Source organism: Acidaminococcus fermentans DSM 20731 (assembly GCF_000025305.1).
GTDB lineage: Bacteria > Bacillota > Negativicutes > Acidaminococcales > Acidaminococcaceae > Acidaminococcus > Acidaminococcus fermentans.
The window spans coordinates 739,359-757,076 of the sequence record NC_013740.1 but is presented as its reverse complement, the minus strand read 5'-3'; the positions used below and the strand labels follow the sequence as shown (position 1 = coordinate 757,076).

Below are 17,718 nucleotides of genomic sequence, written 5' to 3'. Positions count from 1 at the left end.
TCACTGTTCATCTTTCTTGTACCGCCTTTCCAGGACGCCTACCAAACGGGCCACGGCAAATGTCATGACCAGGTAGATGATGGCCACGCTGAGCCAGATTTCAAAAGAGGCATAGGTCCGGGCAATGATCAGCTGGCCCCGGCGGGTCAGTTCTTCGAACCCGATGACGGACACCAGGGAGGAGTCCTTCAGCATGGCAATGAATTCATTGCCCAGAGGCGGAATGATCCGTTTGAAAGCTTGGGGCAGGATAATGTGCCGCATGGTCTGCCACCAGGTCATACCCAGGCTCCGGCCGGCTTCCATCTGCCCTTTGTCGATGGATTCGATGCCGCCCCGGAAGATTTCCGCCACATAGGCCCCGGAGTTGATGGAGCAGGCGGAGATGGCGGCTACATAGGCGTCCACCCGATGATGGATCAGGGCCGGCAAGGCAAAATACACCAGAAAGATCTGGACCAGGAGAGGAGTCCCCCGGAGGAAGGTGACATAAATATCGCCCAAAACGCGCAGAGCCCTGATGCCGCAGAGACGGATCAGGGACACCACTACGCCGATGGCCAGCCCCAAACCCACGCTGGCCGCGGTGATTTCTACAGTAATGCCTGCCCCGGCAAGCAGCAGGGGCAGGGATTCCTTCATGATTTCAAAATTCATGCATTCTCATCCTTTTGCAGAAGCTGCTTATTTGGCAGCTTTGGCATCTTTGCCGAACCATTTGGTGTAAATTTTGTCATACTCACCGTCTTTTTTCAGTTCAGCCAGAGCCTTGTTGAAGTCAGCAGCCAGTTTGCTGTCTTTCTTGAAGGCAAAGCCGTAGGATTCCGCATCCATGGTATCCCCTACGATCTTGTCCTTGTCTTTGCCTTCCTTGATCAGGTAGTACTGGGCCACGGGCTTGTCGATGATCACTGCATCAACGCCCTTGTTTTCCAGTTCCAGGAAAACTTCCGCATTGGTATTGAAGGAAGTCACCTTGGCGCCGGGAACCTTGCCAGCCTTGTCAGCACCGGTGGTACCGATCTGTACGGCAATCTTCTTGCCTTCCAGGTCTTTGATGCTCTTTACTCCGTCGTTGTCTTTGGTGACCACGACCACCAGACCGGAAGTATAATAGGGGTCGGAGAAGGTCACGGCCTTTTTCCGTTCATCGGTGATGCTCATGCCGGCTGCGGCCACATCAATGTTGCCGGAATTCAGGGCCGGGATCAGAGCATCGAAGCCCATGTTCTGGATTTCCACTTTTTTGCCCAGTTTCTTGCCGATGGCCCGGGCCAGATCCATATCGAAGCCGGTGAATTCCTTGGAGCCTTTTTCCTGGAATTCGAAAGGAGCAAAGGTGGGTTCGGTCCCTACTTTGATCACTTTCTGTTCCTTGGCCGCCTGTTTGGTATCACTTCCGCAGCCGGCCACAGCCAGCATCAGAGCAGCCAGTACGCACATTACAGCAGAGATTTTCTTCATAATCTTCCCTCCATCTTGATAATGTAATCATTATACAGCGTTACGTATGTTTATACAACCAGTTTTCAATAAAAAGGGCAGGGATGAATTTCTCATTTCTTCCCTGCCCTTTTCTTTATTCCACCTTGAACCACTTGTCGTAGATCTTCTGGTATTCTCCGTCTTTCTTCATTTCTGCCAGGGCCTTGTTCAGCTTGTCGCACAGGTTCTTGTTCTTTTTGGCAGTGGCAATGCCGTAGAAATCACCCTTCTTGGGCGTTCCCACGCTCTTGGCATACTGGCTGCCGCCCTGTTTCAGGAAGTACTGGAGCACCGGCAGGTCACTGATCACTGCATCGGCTCCGCCGTTTTTCAGTTCCAGGCAGGCCAGGTCGGAGGAATCGAAAGTCTTGACCTTGGCCCCTTCGATGGTTTCCGCATATTTGGCCCCGGTGGTGCCCAGTTGGACGGCAATGGTCTTGCCCTTCAGGTCATCCAGGCCCTTGATGGCCTCATTGTCCTTTTTCACCACGGCCATCAGACCGGATTCATAATAAGGATCAGTGAAATTCACTTTCTGTTTCCGGGCATCGGTGATGCTCATGCCCGTAATGGACACATCGATGTTCCCGGATTCCAGGGAGGGAATCAGCCCATCGAAGGCAATGCTCTTGATGGTGACTTTTTCGTAGCCGGCTTTCCTGGCCAGGGCGTTGATCAGATCGATATCGAAGCCCATGACTTTGCCGTCCTTCTTGTCGGTGAATTCAAAGGGAGCAAAGGACGGATTGGTCCCCACCACCAGTTCTTTCTTTTCTGCCGGTTTCTTTTCGCTGGTGCCGGAACCGCCGCCGCAGCCGGCCGCCGCCACACACATCATCAAGCCGGCCAGGATTCCAGCAAACATCTTCATTTTCTTCATAAATATTCCTCCTCATTTGGCCCATATACTGGCTATTCCGTTTTAGATGTGATAATTATACATCTTTGTTTATCTTTATGCAATAAGAAAACAGTCTTCACCGCCATTTTTCCATGGCCGCCCACACTTCCGGCTCTTCCAGACCCTTCCGCCAGTAGGCGCTGCCGGCCAGATTGTACCGGCTGATCAGGGCGTTTTTCAGGGCCAGGCTCCGGGCCTCTTCCTGCCACACCCGGTGGAGCACCCCCTGTTCCCGGTATTCAAAATAATACTGGGCTTCCTCACTGTGCCAGGCGGGCACCAGTCCCTTTTCCGCAATCAGCTTCCGGGCCCCTTCCATGGACAGGGTCCGGGCGCTGACTTTGCCGTTTTCTTCTTTCCAGTCCCGCATGTACAGAGGCATCCCCAACACCAGTTTTTCCGCCGGCACTTCCTTCAGGGTATTCCGGATACCCTGCTCCACCCAGGGCAGACTGGCCACGGAACCGGCTTTGGGAGACAGCCGGGAATGTTCATCGTAGGCCATGAGCATCACATAATCCACCTTTTCCGCCAGGGCCTTCCGGTCGTAACACCGGGACCAGTTGCCGTTGTCTGAAGGCACCGTCACATCGATGGAAACCGTATACCCTCCCTGCTGCAGGGGACCGGCGATTTCTCCCACAAAATCCGTCAGCCGTTCGCTGTCCGCCGCCTGGATGTTTTCGAAATCCAGGTTGATCCCGTCCAGCTGGTACTGTTTCGCCAGGGCCAGGATCCCCTCCACCGCATTCCGCCGTCCGGCCGGGTTATCCAGAAGGCCATGGGTCCGTTCCGGATCGAAACCGTTGGTGATCAGCGCCCATACTTTGTATCCGCTGGCATGGGCCTGGGGCGCATAGTCCGGCGAAGCGTTTTTCACTTCAATATTCCCTTCCGTATCCCGGATCACGAACCAGCTGGGAGACAGCACATTGATTCCCGGCAGTTTCTTTTCTTTGGCCAGGGTGGATGTTTTTTCTCCCGGAGCCTGCCAGTCCCACACCAGTCCCACCGGCCCTTCTGTTTTCTGAGGACGGCAGGGCTCCCGGACCGGCGGATTCTGCACCAGTTCCGCAGATTCCTTTTGGGCCGGACGGGCACAGGCCGTGCCGGTAAAAGTCATCAGGCAAAGACCGAAAATGGCAATCCATCGTTTCTTCATACGCGCTCCCTCTTCTCTTTCAACAGTGCCTCAGCCCCTGGCGGATGGCTGCCGGAGGAATACATACTGGTCGGGCCGGGACCGTTCAGGATCCCAGACATATCCGCTCCAGCAGAAGTCTTTCATGTCTTCCGGGCGGCGGGCTCCTTTTCCGGCCAGATACCGGACCATTTCTCCCCGGGCCATTTTGGCATAGACCCCTTTCTGGACGATCCGTTCCCCGTTCTGCTCTCCGAAGATCACCTCCACCAGCCGGTCCCCCGGCTGGAGATAGGGGGCCACCGCCCGGCTGTATTCTTTGGATGCCAGATTGATCAGGATCCCGTCCTCATCCCGGCAGGCCCGGTACAGCCGGTCTCCCCAAAAATCATACAGGTTCCGGAATCCCTCCGGGGCACCCTTGGCCTGCATTTCCAGCCGGTAGGGCACCACCCGGTCAAAGGGTCTCAGGGCTCCGTAGAAACCGGAAAGGATCCGTACCCGCTCTCCCACCCAGTCCATCTGCCCGTCTTCGAAAACCGCAGGAGCCATGTACTGGTACTGGATTCCCTCATAGGCCAGCAGAGCCGGGGTTGCCGCCTTTTCCAGATCCATCTGCCGGAGCCGTTCCCAGTTTTCTTCCGCCAGGGACTGGCTGCAGGCCCACAGGGTCCGGAGCTGCCCAAAGGAGAGACTCCGGAGCCAGGACAGCAGCTGCCGGGTTTCCGGAAGAAAAAAAGGCGGGGTGCAGGCGCACCCCGATTCCAGATCCACCCGCATTTTCTTGGCGGGAGAAATGATCAGCCTCATCCCAGTTCCTCCAGCATCTGGGCGGGATTTTCCGCCGGTTTCACTTTCCCCAGGGCTTTGACGATGATCCCCTGTTCATCGATGAGATAGGTACTGCGGACCACACCCATGGATACTTTCCCGTACAGTTTCTTTTCTTTCCACACATCATAGGCCTGGAGCACTGTTTTTTCCGGATCGGAAAGCAGGGGAAAGGGCAGCCCGTATTTTTCTTCGAATTTTTTGTGGGATGCCACGGAATCCTTGCTGACGCCCAGCACCACAGCTCCCTTTTCCTGGAACTGGGGATACAGGTCTCCAAAGGCACAGGCCTGTTTGGTGCAGCCGGGCGTATTGTCCCGGGGATAAAAATACAGGACCACTTTCCGTCCCCGATAGTCTGACAAAGAATGCATTTCCCCATTTTGATCCGGCAGGGTGAAATCCGGTGCCGCCGTTCCAATTTCCAGCATGGTACGCCTCCTTGAAAAAAAATGTTGATCCTGCCGTTATTATAACACAGGATCCCCTCCCCGTTACGGCTTCAGGTTCCCCTTCTCCACATTCCGCTCAATGATGGCCTGGACGGCCTGGCCGATCTTTTCACTGCCTTCGTGGGTCCGGGCATTTCGCTTTTCCACCTGCTGCCAGCGGACCTGGTGGAGCCGCCAGTCCTTTCCGTCATTGGCATCGTTCAGCAGGATGGGCTGGAAATTGTCCATGGCATGGGCATACCGGGCTTCCGGGGTGTCCCCCTGTTCAAATTCTTCGAACAGCCCCCGGAACTCCCGGGCCTGGTCCTCCGGCAGCAGGCCAAAGATCCGCTCCGCCGCCTTTTTCTCCCGTTCCCGCTGGGTCTTCACCGCTTCCGGATCATAGGCAAAGGTATCTCCCGCATCGATTTCCACCACATCATGGAGGAGGATCATCAAAAGGGTCCTGGCCAGGTCAAAGGGCTCGTTGGCATATTCCTTCAATAGACAGGCCATCACCGCCATGTGCCAGGCGTGTTCCGCATCATTTTCCTGCCGCCGGTACCCGATGAGATGGGTCTGGCGGAGAATGGTCTTTTCCTTGTCCAGTTCCAGGATGAACCGGACCTGTTTGGCAAAACGTGCATCCTCATGCATTGTATTTCATTGCCTCCTGTTTTGTTTTCATTGGCTGTGGATTCTATTATAGCATGGTGCAGGCGTTTTTCCGTCTCAGCTTCCGAAACAGCCCCATACAGATGAGTACGGAAACCAGGGAGCCGCAGGCGGTGGCCAGGCCCATGGGCAGCAGGGTATACGGGAACGCTTTGCTGGCTGCGTAGACCAGGGGGATCCGGGCCAGGACAATGGAAATCACATTGTGGATAAAGGAAAATTCCGACCGGCCCCAGGCGCAGAAATAACCGCTGAAACTGAAATGGACTCCGGCAAAGAGCACATCCACGATATATCCCCGAAGGTACGGAGCTCCGGCGCTGATGACGGCGGAATCCGAAGTAAAGGTCCCCACAAAGGCCGGTGCTGCCGGCTGCATCAGCAGGATCATCAGGACCCCGAACCCCAGGGCGGTCTTCAGGGCCGTTTCCAGGATGGCCCGGGCCCGCTCCGGCTGATGGGCCCCGATGTTCTGGGCACCCAGGGCGGATACGGTGCTCAAAAGAGAGGAGGGCACAAGGAAGATGAAACTGATGATCTTTTCCACGATGCCCACCGCCGCCGCGTCGGTAATTCCCCGTTCATTGGCGATGACGGTGATCACCAGGAAGGCCACCTGGATGAATCCATCCTGGAGAGCGATGGGCACCCCGATCCGCAGCAGCTTCCGGATCACTTCCCAGCGGGGTCTCAGTTGTTCCCTGGCCAGCGTGATCCCCAGCCGGTACCGGCGGATCATAAAAAGTGAGATGGCCACACTGATGGCCTGGGACAGGGTGGTCCCCAGGGCAGCCCCTGCCGGCCCCATATGGAAGACCCCCATAAAGAGGCAGTCCAGCAAAATATTGGCGGCGCAGGCAATGGCAATGAACACCATGGGACTCCGGGAATTCCCCAGGCCCCGGAAAATGGCACTGATGATGTTGTAGGCGGTGATGAAGGGGATCCCCAGGAAACAGAGGGTCAGGTACTCCACCGTGCCGGGAACGGCTTCCGCCGGGGTATGCATCAGCGCAGCCAGCGGATGGACCAGGAAGGTGAGCCCCGCCGCCAGGACCATACTGGATCCCAGGAAAAAAGTCACCGTGTTCCCGGTAATCCAGGCGGTCTGTTCCCGTTTGCCGCCGCCCACTGCCTGGGCAATGGACACGGTGGTCCCCATGGCCAGGCCCACCAGCATCACCGTCACCATATGCATCACCTGGCTGCCGATGGATACGGCGGTAATGCTGGCCGCCCCTTCGAACTGGCCGATGATGAACAGATCCGCCATCCCATACAGGGTCTGCAGAAAATACGAAAAAAGATAAGGCAGGGCAAATTTCCCCATGGTCTCCCCTATACTGCCCCGGGTGGCATCGATTTGCATAAAAAGACTCTCCTCCGCAACAAGATTCACCTATACAGTAAACCCTATAACGGTTGGAGAGTCAAGCAAAAGGGGCTGTCAACGGTCAACTTGTCAGCAGCCGATGGAAATCAATTTTTGCAAATTGATTTTGAAACAGCATAAACCGTAGGGGCGCAGGCCGGTTGCCCCGCAAAACACATGGTCAACTGCTGATTTGGCGGGCGGCCGGGCCTGCCGCCCCACGGAAACAATTTATAGAACGGTTGCCGTTATTCAAAGGGGGTGTGAAAAAATGCTTTTTCACACCCCGTCACTAGTCACTAGTCTCTAGTCACTAGCCGATGGAAGCCAGCTGACGCAAGCGAAATAAAGGCGCTGTGGATGATTTTTTCACAGCGCCTTCCTTTGGCCGTTGACAGGGGGTGTGAAAGCTATTTTTTCACACCCCCCCTCTCACCACAGCCCCAGCGTCTTCTGGAGCACCAGGCTCACCACGGTGATGCCGATCCAGCAGCAGCCACCCAGCAGGATGGGTTTGCCGCCGGTGCGGATCAGTTTCACAATGTTGCTGTTCAGTCCGATGGCTGCCATGGCCATGACGATAAGAAACTTGCTCAGGGTCTTCATGGGAGCAAACAGGGTGGCCGAAATGCCCATCTGGAGAGCCAGGGTGGTGGCCAGGGACGCCAGGACAAAATACAGCACAAACACAGGCACAGCCTGGGCCAGACGGAACTTTTTCCCGGCCGCCGCCTCTTTCTTCCCGTAATGGAGGGACAGCCCCAGGGTAATGGGGATAATGGCCAGAGTCCGGGTGAGTTTGACCGTAACCGCCTTGTCCAGGGTGGCGGTCCCCAGGTTCCACATGCTGTCCCAGGTGGCAGCAGCCGCCGTCACGGACGAGGTATCATTCACCGCTGTACCTGCAAAGATCCCGAAACCTTCTCCGCTGACGGTGCTGAATCCCAGGGCCGTCCCCAAAAGGGGGAACAGGACGGCTGCCAGCACATTGAAGAAAAAGATGACGGAAATGGCCTGGGCCACTTCCTCATCGTCCGCCCGGATGGCCGGTGCCGCTGCTGCAATGGCGGACCCTCCGCAGATGGAGGAGCCCACCCCCACCAGGGTGGAAATCTTCGTGGGAATGGCCATCAGCCGGTGGAGTACATAGGACAGCACCAGAGAGGTGGTGATGGTGGACAGGATAATGGGCAGGGACTGTTTCCCGGTAGCTGCCACCATATGGAGATCCAGTCCGAACCCCAGGAACACCACCGCTGCCTGGAGCACGATCTTACTGGTCCACTGGATTCCCGGCGCCGCCGCCCCCTTGTCCTTCCATACCAGGGTAATGACCATCCCCAGCAGAATGGCGATGACAGCCCCTCCCACCACCGGGAACTGCTGTCCCAGCAGCCAGGCCGGCAGGGCAATGGCCAGACATGACAGGATTCCTTTTCCTCGTTTTTCCATGTTCCGATTCCTCCTTCAGGTAATTCATCCTGTTGTATTATAGACGGTATCTTTGAAAAGAGAAAATTATGGTTTATAATAATTCCATAAAATATCATTATGGAGGATCCAATGGATACCCAGCTGCGTACTTTTCTTACGGTCTGTGAAACCATGAACTTCACCCAGGCGGCCCGGAAACTGTTCCTGACCCAGCCTGCCGTTTCCCATCATATCCATGGGCTGGAAAAGAAATACGGCCTGCCCCTTTTCAGCCACCGGGGCCGGACGCTGGAACTGACCCCTGCCGGCAGGACCCTGGCCGCTTATGCCCGGCTGCTCCAGACCGATGAGGCCCTGCTGGCCCGGAAGATGGAAGCCTGCCAGAGGGGGACCCGGCAGCTGACCTTCGGCGTGACCATGACCATTGGGGAATACGGCATTGCCCGTCCGGCTGCCCGGTATCTGAAGGCCCATCCGGATGTGGAACTGACCCTGATCTTCGGCAACACCCGGGAACTGCTCCAGCAGCTGGACCAGGGGAAACTGGATTTCGCCCTGGTGGAAGGATACTACCCCCCGGATTCCTATGATCATCTGCTGTTCCGGCTGGAACCCTTTGTTCCGGTCTGCGCCGCCCGGCACCCGTTTTCCCGGGAGCCCCGGCTGTGCCGGGATCTTCTGGGAGAACGGCTGCTGGTCCGGGAACCGGGCTCCGGCACCCGGAATATCCTGGAACGGAACCTGGCCCTTCAGGGGATCACCCTGGACCAGTTCGCCCACCGGATCCAGGTGGGCAATATGCACGCCCTGATTCAGCTGCTGGTGGAAGACTGCGGGATCACCTTCCTGTACCGGATCGCCGTGGAAAAAGAGGCAGCAGCCGGATGGGTCCGGCTGCTGCCTCTGAAAGATTTTTCCATGGTGCATCCTTTTGATTTCATCTGGCCCCGGGACAGCATCTTTGCCCCGGAAATCCGGGCGGTCTGCCGGGAGCTGATGGGATAAGAAAGGAGCCGATGGAAATCAATTTTGCCAATTGATTTTAAACAGGATAAACTGTAGGGGGCGCAGGCCGGTTGCCCCGCATAGCACATGGTCAACTGCTGATTTGGCGGGCGGCCGGGCCTGCCGCCCCTACAGGAACGGTTTACATAGCCCTTGTTCAAAGCCAGCTTTGCTGGCTTCCTTTGGCCGCTGACCGTTGACGGGGATGCTGCACAATCCGTGCAGCACCCCCTTTTTCATTCCCGCACCAGACGGTTGTAGAGCTCCCGTTTGGGCACTTTGTAGGCTTTGGCCACCTGGGCCAGGGCCTCTTTTTTGTCCGTGCCCCGGGCCATCAGGTCCTTTACCGCATCCAGGGGATCCCCCTGGGGTTCCTGTTTTTCCACCGTCCCCTGCTCCACCACCAGGACAAATTCTCCCCGGGGCGGATTTTCCAGCAGATGCTGCCGGCAGGTGGAAATGGTTCCCCGGAAAAATTCCTCATGGAGCTTGGTCAGCTCCCGCCCCAGGGTCATTTTCCGGTCCCCCCACACTTCTTCCATATCCTGGAGCACATCCAGGATCCGGTGGGGTGCTTCATAGAGCACCAGGGTAGCCGGGATGTTCTTCCATTCTTCCAGTTTCTCTTTCCGGTTTTTCCGGCTTTTGGGCAGGAAGGCCCCGAAAAAGAACGGGGTACTGGGCAGCCCTGATGCCACCAGGGCCGTGAGACAGGCATTGGCTCCGGGCACCGGCACCACCGGCAGTCCGGCGGCAATGGCCTGTTGGGCGATCATTTCCCCCGGATCGGAAATCCCGGGAAATCCCGCATCGGTGACCAGGGCGATATCCTTCCCTTCTTCCAGGGCCGCCAGGAGCACCGGCCCCTGTTTTTCCTTGTTGTGTTCATGATAGCTGATCAGCTGACCGTGGATTCCGAAATGGGTCAGCAGCTGCCGGGTATGCCGGGTGTCTTCCGCGGCGATCAGGTCCGCTTCCCGGAGCACCCGCACCGCCCGGGGCGTCATGTCCTCCAGGTTGCCGATGGGGGTGGCGCACAGGTACAGGGTCCCTTTTTTATTTTCCATGGGTTTCGTCCCCTTTCAACGCATAATAGGCCAGGGTTTCCCGGCTGAAGGAACCGTCCGGATTGTACATGCACAAAGGCGGCAGCACTTCCAGTCCCGGTTTTCCTCCCTTGACGAATTCTGCCAGGAAGATCCAGGCCGGCCGGTCCACATAGGCGTGGACCCACTGGAGCCGTTTCAGTTCCAGTTGATACCGGATCCCCAGCTTCACCGCATCGGTGAACCGTTCCGGCAGCTGGACCAGGGCGAACCGTCCCCGGGTTTTCAGGGACCAGGCTGCCGCGGAGAAGAAATCCTCCAGGGTGGTGCCCACTTCATGACAGGCCGCCTGCCCCACCTGCCGGCGCCGTCCTCCGATCCGGTAAGGGGGATTGGCCGCCACCAGGTCCAGGGCATCGCAGGGCAGACCGTCCCGGAAATCCCGCAGGTCACAGACCCTTCCTTCCACCCGGTCTTCCAGATGGTTGTCCCGGATGCTCCGCTGGAACAATTCCACCACATGGGGATTCACATCCACCCCCAGCACCTTTTCCGCCCCCCGGTTGGCCAGCAGCAGGCTCACGGCGCCGGTGCCGCAGCCCAGTTCCAGCACCTTCGCCTTCCGCACCAGATGAGGGAACGCCGCCAGGAACACCGCATCCGTGGTGAAACAGAATTCCCGGCTGTCCTGCCAGATTTTCGTCCTGCCGTCCGGCAGGCAGTCCAGCCGTTCCGTGGTTTCCATTATTTCTCCGTCCGGGCGGATTCCACGATCTCATCCCAGGAGACCACCACCCGGTTCCCGGGGGACAATTCCACCGTCACCGTCTGTTCCCGGCGGCTGATGGTCATGACCATCCCCTCCCCGCTGGGGGTCACCACTTTCATCCCCGGCCGGGGCACCAGGTTCTGTTCTTTCTTCTTTTCCCGCTTTTTGCAGCATTTTCCGCAGTACATGTCGCTTTCATATTTCAGACAGCACAACAGCCGGCCGCAGATCCCGGAAATCTTGGTGGGATTCAGGGACAGGTTCTGTTCCTTGGCCATTTTGATGGACACCGGTTCGAAATCCCCCAGGAAGGTGGAGCAGCACAGAGGCCGGCCGCAGCAGCCGATGCCCCCCAGCATCTTGGCTTCATCCCGTACCCCGATCTGGCGCAGCTCGATCCGGGTACGGAATACGGCAGCCAGGTCTTTCACCAGTTCCCGGAAATCGATCCGTCCGTCGGCGGTAAAGTAAAAGATGATCTTGCCCACGTCAAAGGTGTATTCCACATTGACCAGGTGCATATCCAGCTTCCGGGCGGCGATTTTCTTTTCGCAGATCACAAAGGCTTCTTTTTCCTTCCGGTGATTTTCCTCCACCTTCCGGGCATCGGCCTCGTTGGCTTTGCGGATCACCGTTTTCAGCGGAGAAACGATCTGGCTTTCCTCCACTTCCTGCCGGGGAATCACCACTTCCCCGTATTCAATGCCCCGGGCCGTTTCCACAATGGCATGGTCGCCCTTTTCCAGGTCGTACTTTCCCGGGGAAAAATAATAGATTTTACCGGCCCGTTTGAACCGGATTCCTACGATGGTAACCAATGATTTATCTCCTTTTTACAGCATTTGATGGATTTCCAGGGCCAGCGCCTCCACCGCCATCCGGCGGGTTACGAACGAAGCGATGGCCCGGCGGCATTTTTCTTCCAGCTCCAGGCCCTTCCGGAGCATCCCTTCCGTCCAGCCGGCAAAGCACATGGCCAGCCGCTGGCGCAGATCCTCATTGTATAAAGGCTGGGACAGTCCGGTTTCCAGGATCAGGCCGTCCCGGAACAGGAGCAGCAGCAGTTCCATCAGTACCAGACTCTCCTGCCGGTCGTTTTTCAGCATCCAGGGCAGCCCGTCCGCATAGACCAGGATATCCTCCCGGCCGGCCTGTTCCACAAGGTCCAGGATTTCTTCCCGGAGGGTCAGGGCATCCAGCCGGAACCACTCCAGGGCCTTGCCTGCCGATCCGCCGGCCAGCCGGGCCAGAATGGGCAGCTGCTCACGCCACCGGGCCTCCGCCTGGGAGAGTTCCGCATCTTTCAGGCTTTCCGGCCGGTCGTTTTCCTGCAGCCGGATGGTTTCCAGCACCCGTTCCGTATCCTCCATGGACAGCGGATCGAACCGCAGTTCCATCACCCGGGACCGGATGGTGGGCAGCAGCTTTTCCCGGTCATCCGCCACCAGGATGAACAGCCAGTAATCCGGCGGCTCCTCCAGCAGCTTCAGCAGACTGTTCTGGGCCTCTTCCCGCATGGTATGGGCCTCATCGATGAGACACACTTTGAAGGGAGACAGCACCGGCCCCAAGGCGGCACTGGCCGCCAGCTGATGGATGGCATCCACCCCGATGGTCCGGCTTTTGCCTCCGGGCTCCACCTGGATGAAATCCTGATGGCTGCCGTTATCCATGGCCTGGCAGCTCCGGCAGTGACAGGGAACCAGAGGGTCTTCCAGACACAGGAAACTCCGGGCAAAGGCTCTGGCCATTTTTTTCTTGCCGATGCCTTCCGGCCCGCAGAACAGCAGGGAAGGCGTCTGTCGCTCCCCTGTAAGCATGTTTTTCAGAAAGATTTTGTTGGTTTCATGTCCGATGATGGATTCCCACATGGTGTTCTCTTTCTTCTCCTGCCGGTCACACAAATCTTTCCAGGCTGCAGATGATCTCCTCCGTAACCACTTCCGGTTCCCGGAGGGCATCCACCACCAGGATCCGTTCCGGTTCTTCCTGGGCCAGACGGAGGTAGCCCGCCCGGATCCGGTCCTGGTAGGCCAGCCCCTGGAGTTCGAATTTATCCACGGTTCCCCGGTTTTCCCGGCGCTTCACCAGTTCCCGGGGATCTCCGTCCAGCAGCAGTGTCACATCCGGGCGCAGGCCCCGGGTGGCAAAGTCATTCAGCTTCCGCAGCTGGGCCAGATCCATATCCCGGAGTATGCCCTGGTACACCATGGTGGAATCGGTGAACCGGTCACAGATCACCACTTTGCCTGCTTCCAGGGCCGGCCGGATCACCTGGTCCACATGGTCCGCCCGGGCCGCCAGCTGGAGCAGGGTCTCCGTTTCCGGAGAAAGGTCCAGTGCCGGATCCAGCACCAGTTCCCGGATGCTTTCTGCCGTAGCCGTCCCCCCCGGTTCCCGGGTGATCACCGTTTCCCGGCCGTACAGCCGGAACCAGCGGGCCAGCTGTTGGGCCTGGGTGGTCTTGCCCCCTCCGTCGGGCCCTTCCAGGGTAATGAAAAGTCCTTTTTGTTTCATAGCAATACCTCGATCTGCCGGAGCGCACTGTCCCTGGGACCGCTGACCAGCAGTTTCTTTTTCTGCATTTCCCGGCAGTACCGGATCAGTTTTTCCGTGATCCGTTCCCCTGGCATCAGGAGAGGGATCCCGGGAGGATAGAAGCTGATGGTCTCTCCGGAAATCCTTCCCGCCGCCTGTTCAAATTCCACCGGCTCATGCCGGGCAAAAAAAGCATCCCGGGGCAGCCGCACCATTTCCGGAAGGTCCGCCACCGGCGGCACCGGTTTCAGTTCCCATTCCGGTTTCCGGATGGCTTCCAGCACCCGGACCAGGGTCCCGGCCACCTGTTCCAGTTCCGGTCCCAGGTCCGCATAGGTCACCAGCAGCAGTACATGGTCCTCGTCCACCAGTTCCACGGCGATTCCCGCCTGGCGCAGGGCATCCGCCGCTTCCGGCCCGGTCACGCCCAGGGCACTGACCTGCAGGGTGATTTTCCCCGGATCCAGTGCCGCCACGCCTCCCTTGCCCACCAGTTCCTGTTCCAGCACCGGCAGGCCGGGAATCCTGTGGAGAGCCCGGCGCAGGATCTGAGCCGCCTGTACCGAAGCCTCTCCCATGGCTTTTCCCTGTTCCGTCAGCTGGGCCTGGGCTGCGTCCAGGGCGCCCATCAGCAGATAGTTGGGACTGGTGGTGGTCACCAGGCTCATGGCACCTTCCATGGCTTCCGGTGAAATCCGGTCATACCGCACCTGGAGCAGGCTGCACTGGGTCATGGCCCCCAGGATTTTATGGGTGCTCTGAGCCGCCGCATCCGCTCCTGATTCCATGGCCCCCGGAGGCAGCTGGTCCGTGAACCCCAGATGAGGTCCATGGGCCTCGTCCACCAGCAGCAGGGCCCCGTGACGGTGGGCAATCTCCGCGATGGTCCGGGTCGCCGCCGCCAGGCCGAAATAGTTGGGGGTGGTCAGGAACACCGCCCGGATTTCCGGATCCTGCTCCAGGGCCTGCTCCACCTGTTCCGGCGTCACCTGGAGGGTCAGTCTCCACTGGGGATCATAGGCCGGCTGGAGATATACCGGATGGAATCCGCCCAGCACCAGGGCTCCCAGTACACTCCGGTGGCTGTTCCGGGGAATCAGGATCTTTTCTCCGGGCTTCAGGGCCCCCAGCAGCATCCCGTGGATGACCCCGGTGGTGCCATTGACCCCCAGGAAGCACCGGTCAGCGCCGTACAGACGGGCCGCCAGGGTTTCCGTATCCCGGATGCATCCCTCCGGATGATGGATGTCGTCCAGCTCCGCCATCAGGGACACGTCGCTCTCCAGGGCCACATCCCCCACCAGATGGCGCAGAACCGGATCCGCTCCCCGTCCCCCTTTGTGTCCGGGGGTATGGAGAGGATATACATGTTGAAGACGGTAGTTTTCCACCGCCGTCAGTAAAGGTCGTTTTGCGTTCATGGTTTCACTCCTTGGCAATATCTTATTGTACCATATGGGAGAAAGGTGGGAAAGTACAGAAGCAAAAGGGCAAAAAAAGCTGCCGCATGGGTGAAAGCTTTACCCATACGGCAGCTGCCGTTTTTATTTTGCCACGATATTCACCAGCCGGCCGGGGACGGCAATGACTTTCATCACTTTTTTGTCTCCGATGGCGGCTTTGACTTCTGCCTGTTCCAGGGCCAGGTTTCCCAGATCTTCTTTGCTCATTTCCGGAGCAGCCATGATCCGTGCCTTGGGTTTGCCGTTGACCTGGATCAGCACTTCCACCTGTTCCACTTTGATGGCTTCCGGGTCGTAGGTGGGCCAGGATTCCTTGTGGATGCTGGTTTCGCTGCCCATGGCGTCATGCCACAGTTCTTCCGTGATGTGGGGCGTGAAGGGCGCCAGCATCAGCAGCAGCTTGGAAATGGCTTCGTACACCAGTCCGTCGTTCACCGGTTCGGCTTTTTCCCGGTAGGCGTACAGGGCGTTCACCAGTTCCATCAGGGTGGAAATGGCGGTGTTGAAATTGAACCGCTGGTCGATGTCTTCGGTGACTTTCTTTACGCTCACATGGAGGATGTGCCGCAGTTCCTCATCCGCTTCATTCAGGTGGGCGGTATCATAGGAGGTGGCCTTTTTGGCCAGTACATCCTTGAAATGGTACACGATCCGCCATACCCGGTTCAGGAACCGGAAGGACCCTTCCACTCCCTGGTCGCTCCATTCCAGTTCCCGTTCCACAGGAGCGGCGAACATGATGAAGAGACGGGCGGTATCGGCCCCGAACTTCCCGACGATTTCTTCCGGAGACACCACGTTGCCCAGAGACTTGGACATCTTGGCCCCGTCCTTGATCACCATGCCCTGGGTCAGCAGGTTGGTGAAGGGTTCGTCCGCCTTGACCAGGCCGGCGTCGTGGAGAACCTTCATGAAGAACCGGGAATACAGCAGATGCAGGATGGCGTGTTCGATGCCCCCGATGTACTGATCCACCGGCATCCAGTGGTTCACGGCTTCTTCGCTGAAGGGAGCCTTGTCGTTGTGGGGATCGGTGTAACGCATGTAGTACCAGGAAGAGCACAGGAAGGTATCCATGGTGTCCAGTTCCCGCTTGGCCGGGCCGCCGCATTTGGGGCAGGTGCAATTGACGAACTGTTCACTGGTAGCCAGAGGAGAAGAGGCACCGGCGTCGAATTTCACATCCAGAGGCAGCTTCACCGGCAGGTCTTTTTCCGGCACCAGCACTTCTCCGCAGTGAGGGCAGTACACCACCGGGATGGGGCACCCCCAGTACCGCTGCCGGCTGATCAGCCAGTCACGGAGACGGTAGTTGACCCGCCGTTTGCCCAGGCCTTTTTCTTCCATGTAGTCGATAATGGCCTTCATGGCCTTGTGCATTTCCATGCCCGTGAAGGGACCGGCGTTCACCAGCACCCCGTCCTTGTCCTCATAGGCATCGGTCATTTCTTCCAGCTTCAGTTCCTTGTCCTTGGGCTGCAGGGTAAGGATCTTTTTGATGCCGTATTTGGTGGCAAACAGCCAGTCACGATGGTCCCCGGTAGGCACACCCATGACGGCGCCGGTGCCGTAATCCACCAGCACATAGTTGGTGATCCAGATCTGGACCTTTTCGCCGGTAAGGGGATGGATACAGTCCACACCGGTGTACATGCCCAGCTTTTCAGATTCGCTGCTGGTCCGTTCAATGTCGGAAGTGTTCTTCACCTTGTTGCAGAAGGCTTCCAGTTCCGCCTTTCTGGGGTTGTCCTTCAGCAGCTCTTCCACCATGGGATGTTCCGGCGGAATGACCACGAAAGTGACCCCGTAAATGGTATCCGGACGGGTGGTGTACACCATGAGTTTTTTGTGGAGGCTGGGCACGTCGAACCCGAATTCCAGCCCTTCGCTACGGCCGATCCAGTTCTTCTGCATGGTCTTGACCCGGTCCGGCCAGCCCGGCAGCTTGGCCAGATCGTCCAGCAGCTGTTCCGCGTAGTCGGTGATCTTGAAGAACCACTGGCTCAGCTGTTTCTTTTCCACAGGCTGGTGGCAGCGCCAGCATTTTCCGTCTTCCACCTGTTCGTTGGCCAGCACGGTGCCGCAGGTGTCGCACCAGTTGACGGAGGCTTCCTTCTTGACGGCCAGGCCCCGTTTGTACATCAGTTCAAAGAACCACTGGGTCCATTTGTAGTAGTCTTCCTGGCAGGTGACCACTTTCCGGTCCCAGTCGTAGGACAGCCCCAGTTCCTTCAGCTGCCGGGTCATGTTGGCAATGTTTTCCATGGTCCACTTGGCAGGGGGGATCTTGTGTTTGATGGCGGCATTTTCTGCAGGCATGCCGAAAGAGTCGAATCCGATGGGATGGAGCACGTTGAAGCCCCGCATGGTCCGGAACCGGGCCACCACATCCCCGATGGAATAGTTCCGCACGTGGCCCATATGCAGGTTCCCGGAGGGATACGGGAACATTTCCAGCACATAGGATTTGGGCCGGGGATCCTCATTGCTGACCTGGTAGGTCTTGTTGTCTTCCCAATACTGCTGCCACCGGGCTTCGATCTCGTGTGGCTCGTACTTTTCCTTGAACATGAACATACCTCCTAAAAAAGAAAACCCGTCTGAAACACCTTGCATAAGTTCTCTGG

At 57.9% G+C, this 17,718-nt stretch carries 17 protein-coding genes; 1 reads left to right on the top strand and 16 read right to left on the bottom strand.

What is annotated here, in order from left to right; all coding sequences use genetic code 11:
- The 9 genes from ACFER_RS03405 to ACFER_RS03365 form a co-directional block, all read right to left on the bottom strand.
- Complete coding sequence (locus tag ACFER_RS03405) at positions 1-657, bottom strand: amino acid ABC transporter permease (RefSeq protein ID WP_012938034.1); 657 nt, start codon at positions 655-657, stop codon at positions 1-3.
- 27 nt (positions 658-684) lie between these two features.
- Positions 685-1,464: a basic amino acid ABC transporter substrate-binding protein gene (locus tag ACFER_RS03400; RefSeq protein WP_012938033.1), complete on the bottom strand. Its 780-nt coding sequence runs from the start codon at positions 1,462-1,464 to the stop codon at positions 685-687.
- 115 nt (positions 1,465-1,579) lie between these two features.
- Positions 1,580-2,365, bottom strand: a complete 786-nt coding sequence (locus ACFER_RS03395; protein ID WP_012938032.1) for a basic amino acid ABC transporter substrate-binding protein — start codon at positions 2,363-2,365, stop codon at positions 1,580-1,582.
- 97 nt (positions 2,366-2,462) lie between these two features.
- On the bottom strand, positions 2,463-3,548 hold the full coding sequence (locus ACFER_RS03390; RefSeq protein WP_012938031.1) for a glycosyl hydrolase family 18 protein: 1,086 nt from the start codon (positions 3,546-3,548) through the stop codon (positions 2,463-2,465).
- 30 nt (positions 3,549-3,578) lie between these two features.
- A complete protein-coding gene (gene yaaA / locus ACFER_RS03385; protein ID WP_012938030.1) occupies positions 3,579-4,337 on the bottom strand; it encodes a peroxide stress protein YaaA in 759 nt (252 codons plus the stop codon).
- Positions 4,334-4,789, bottom strand: a complete 456-nt coding sequence (gene bcp / locus ACFER_RS03380) for a thioredoxin-dependent thiol peroxidase (protein WP_012938029.1) — start codon at positions 4,787-4,789, stop codon at positions 4,334-4,336. The genes yaaA and bcp overlap by 4 nt, the downstream gene beginning before the upstream one ends.
- A 63-nt stretch (positions 4,790-4,852) precedes the next feature.
- Positions 4,853-5,446: an HD domain-containing protein gene (locus tag ACFER_RS03375; RefSeq protein WP_012938028.1), complete on the bottom strand. Its 594-nt coding sequence runs from the start codon at positions 5,444-5,446 to the stop codon at positions 4,853-4,855.
- Positions 5,447-5,492: 46 nt separating this feature from the next.
- Positions 5,493-6,833 carry an MATE family efflux transporter gene (locus tag ACFER_RS03370; RefSeq protein WP_012938027.1) on the bottom strand — a complete coding sequence of 447 codons (1,341 nt, stop codon included), beginning with the start codon at positions 6,831-6,833 and terminating at the stop codon, positions 5,493-5,495.
- 435 nt (positions 6,834-7,268) lie between these two features.
- Positions 7,269-8,288 (bottom strand): YeiH family protein, encoded by a 1,020-nt coding sequence (locus ACFER_RS03365; RefSeq protein WP_012938026.1) that lies wholly within the window; start codon positions 8,286-8,288, stop codon positions 7,269-7,271.
- Positions 8,289-8,399: 111 nt separating this feature from the next.
- On the opposite strand from ACFER_RS03365, the gene ACFER_RS03360 reads away from it, so the two are divergent.
- Positions 8,400-9,275, top strand: coding sequence for a LysR family transcriptional regulator (locus tag ACFER_RS03360; protein WP_012938025.1), 876 nt, complete (start codon positions 8,400-8,402; stop codon positions 9,273-9,275).
- A 236-nt stretch (positions 9,276-9,511) separates the two neighbouring features.
- Here ACFER_RS03360 and rsmI read toward each other — a convergent pair whose 3' ends face one another.
- The 7 genes from rsmI to leuS all read right to left on the bottom strand — a co-directional run bounded on the left by rsmI (position 9,512) and on the right by leuS (position 17,662).
- A complete protein-coding gene (gene rsmI, locus ACFER_RS03355; RefSeq protein ID WP_012938024.1) occupies positions 9,512-10,342 on the bottom strand; it encodes a 16S rRNA (cytidine(1402)-2'-O)-methyltransferase in 831 nt (276 codons plus the stop codon).
- The gene (locus ACFER_RS03350) at positions 10,332-11,066 is read right to left on the bottom strand and encodes a tRNA1(Val) (adenine(37)-N6)-methyltransferase (RefSeq protein ID WP_012938023.1); all 735 of its coding nucleotides are present in this window, start codon (positions 11,064-11,066) and stop codon (positions 10,332-10,334) included. The genes rsmI and ACFER_RS03350 overlap by 11 nt, the downstream gene beginning before the upstream one ends.
- Positions 11,066-11,908: a PSP1 domain-containing protein gene (locus ACFER_RS03345; RefSeq protein ID WP_012938022.1), complete on the bottom strand. Its 843-nt coding sequence runs from the start codon at positions 11,906-11,908 to the stop codon at positions 11,066-11,068. The genes ACFER_RS03350 and ACFER_RS03345 overlap by 1 nt, the downstream gene beginning before the upstream one ends.
- 15 nt (positions 11,909-11,923) lie before the next feature.
- A complete protein-coding gene (locus ACFER_RS03340) occupies positions 11,924-12,961 on the bottom strand; it encodes a DNA polymerase III subunit (RefSeq protein WP_041666428.1) in 1,038 nt (345 codons plus the stop codon).
- Positions 12,962-12,986: 25 nt separating this feature from the next.
- A complete protein-coding gene (gene tmk, locus ACFER_RS03335; RefSeq protein WP_012938020.1) occupies positions 12,987-13,607 on the bottom strand; it encodes a dTMP kinase in 621 nt (206 codons plus the stop codon).
- A complete protein-coding gene (locus ACFER_RS03330; RefSeq protein WP_012938019.1) occupies positions 13,604-15,049 on the bottom strand; it encodes an aminotransferase class I/II-fold pyridoxal phosphate-dependent enzyme in 1,446 nt (481 codons plus the stop codon). The genes tmk and ACFER_RS03330 overlap by 4 nt, the downstream gene beginning before the upstream one ends.
- Before the next feature lie 123 nt (positions 15,050-15,172).
- Positions 15,173-17,662 carry a leucine--tRNA ligase gene (gene leuS, locus ACFER_RS03325; RefSeq protein WP_012938018.1) on the bottom strand — a complete coding sequence of 830 codons (2,490 nt, stop codon included), beginning with the start codon at positions 17,660-17,662 and terminating at the stop codon, positions 15,173-15,175.
- Positions 17,663-17,718: the final 56 nt, after the last annotated feature.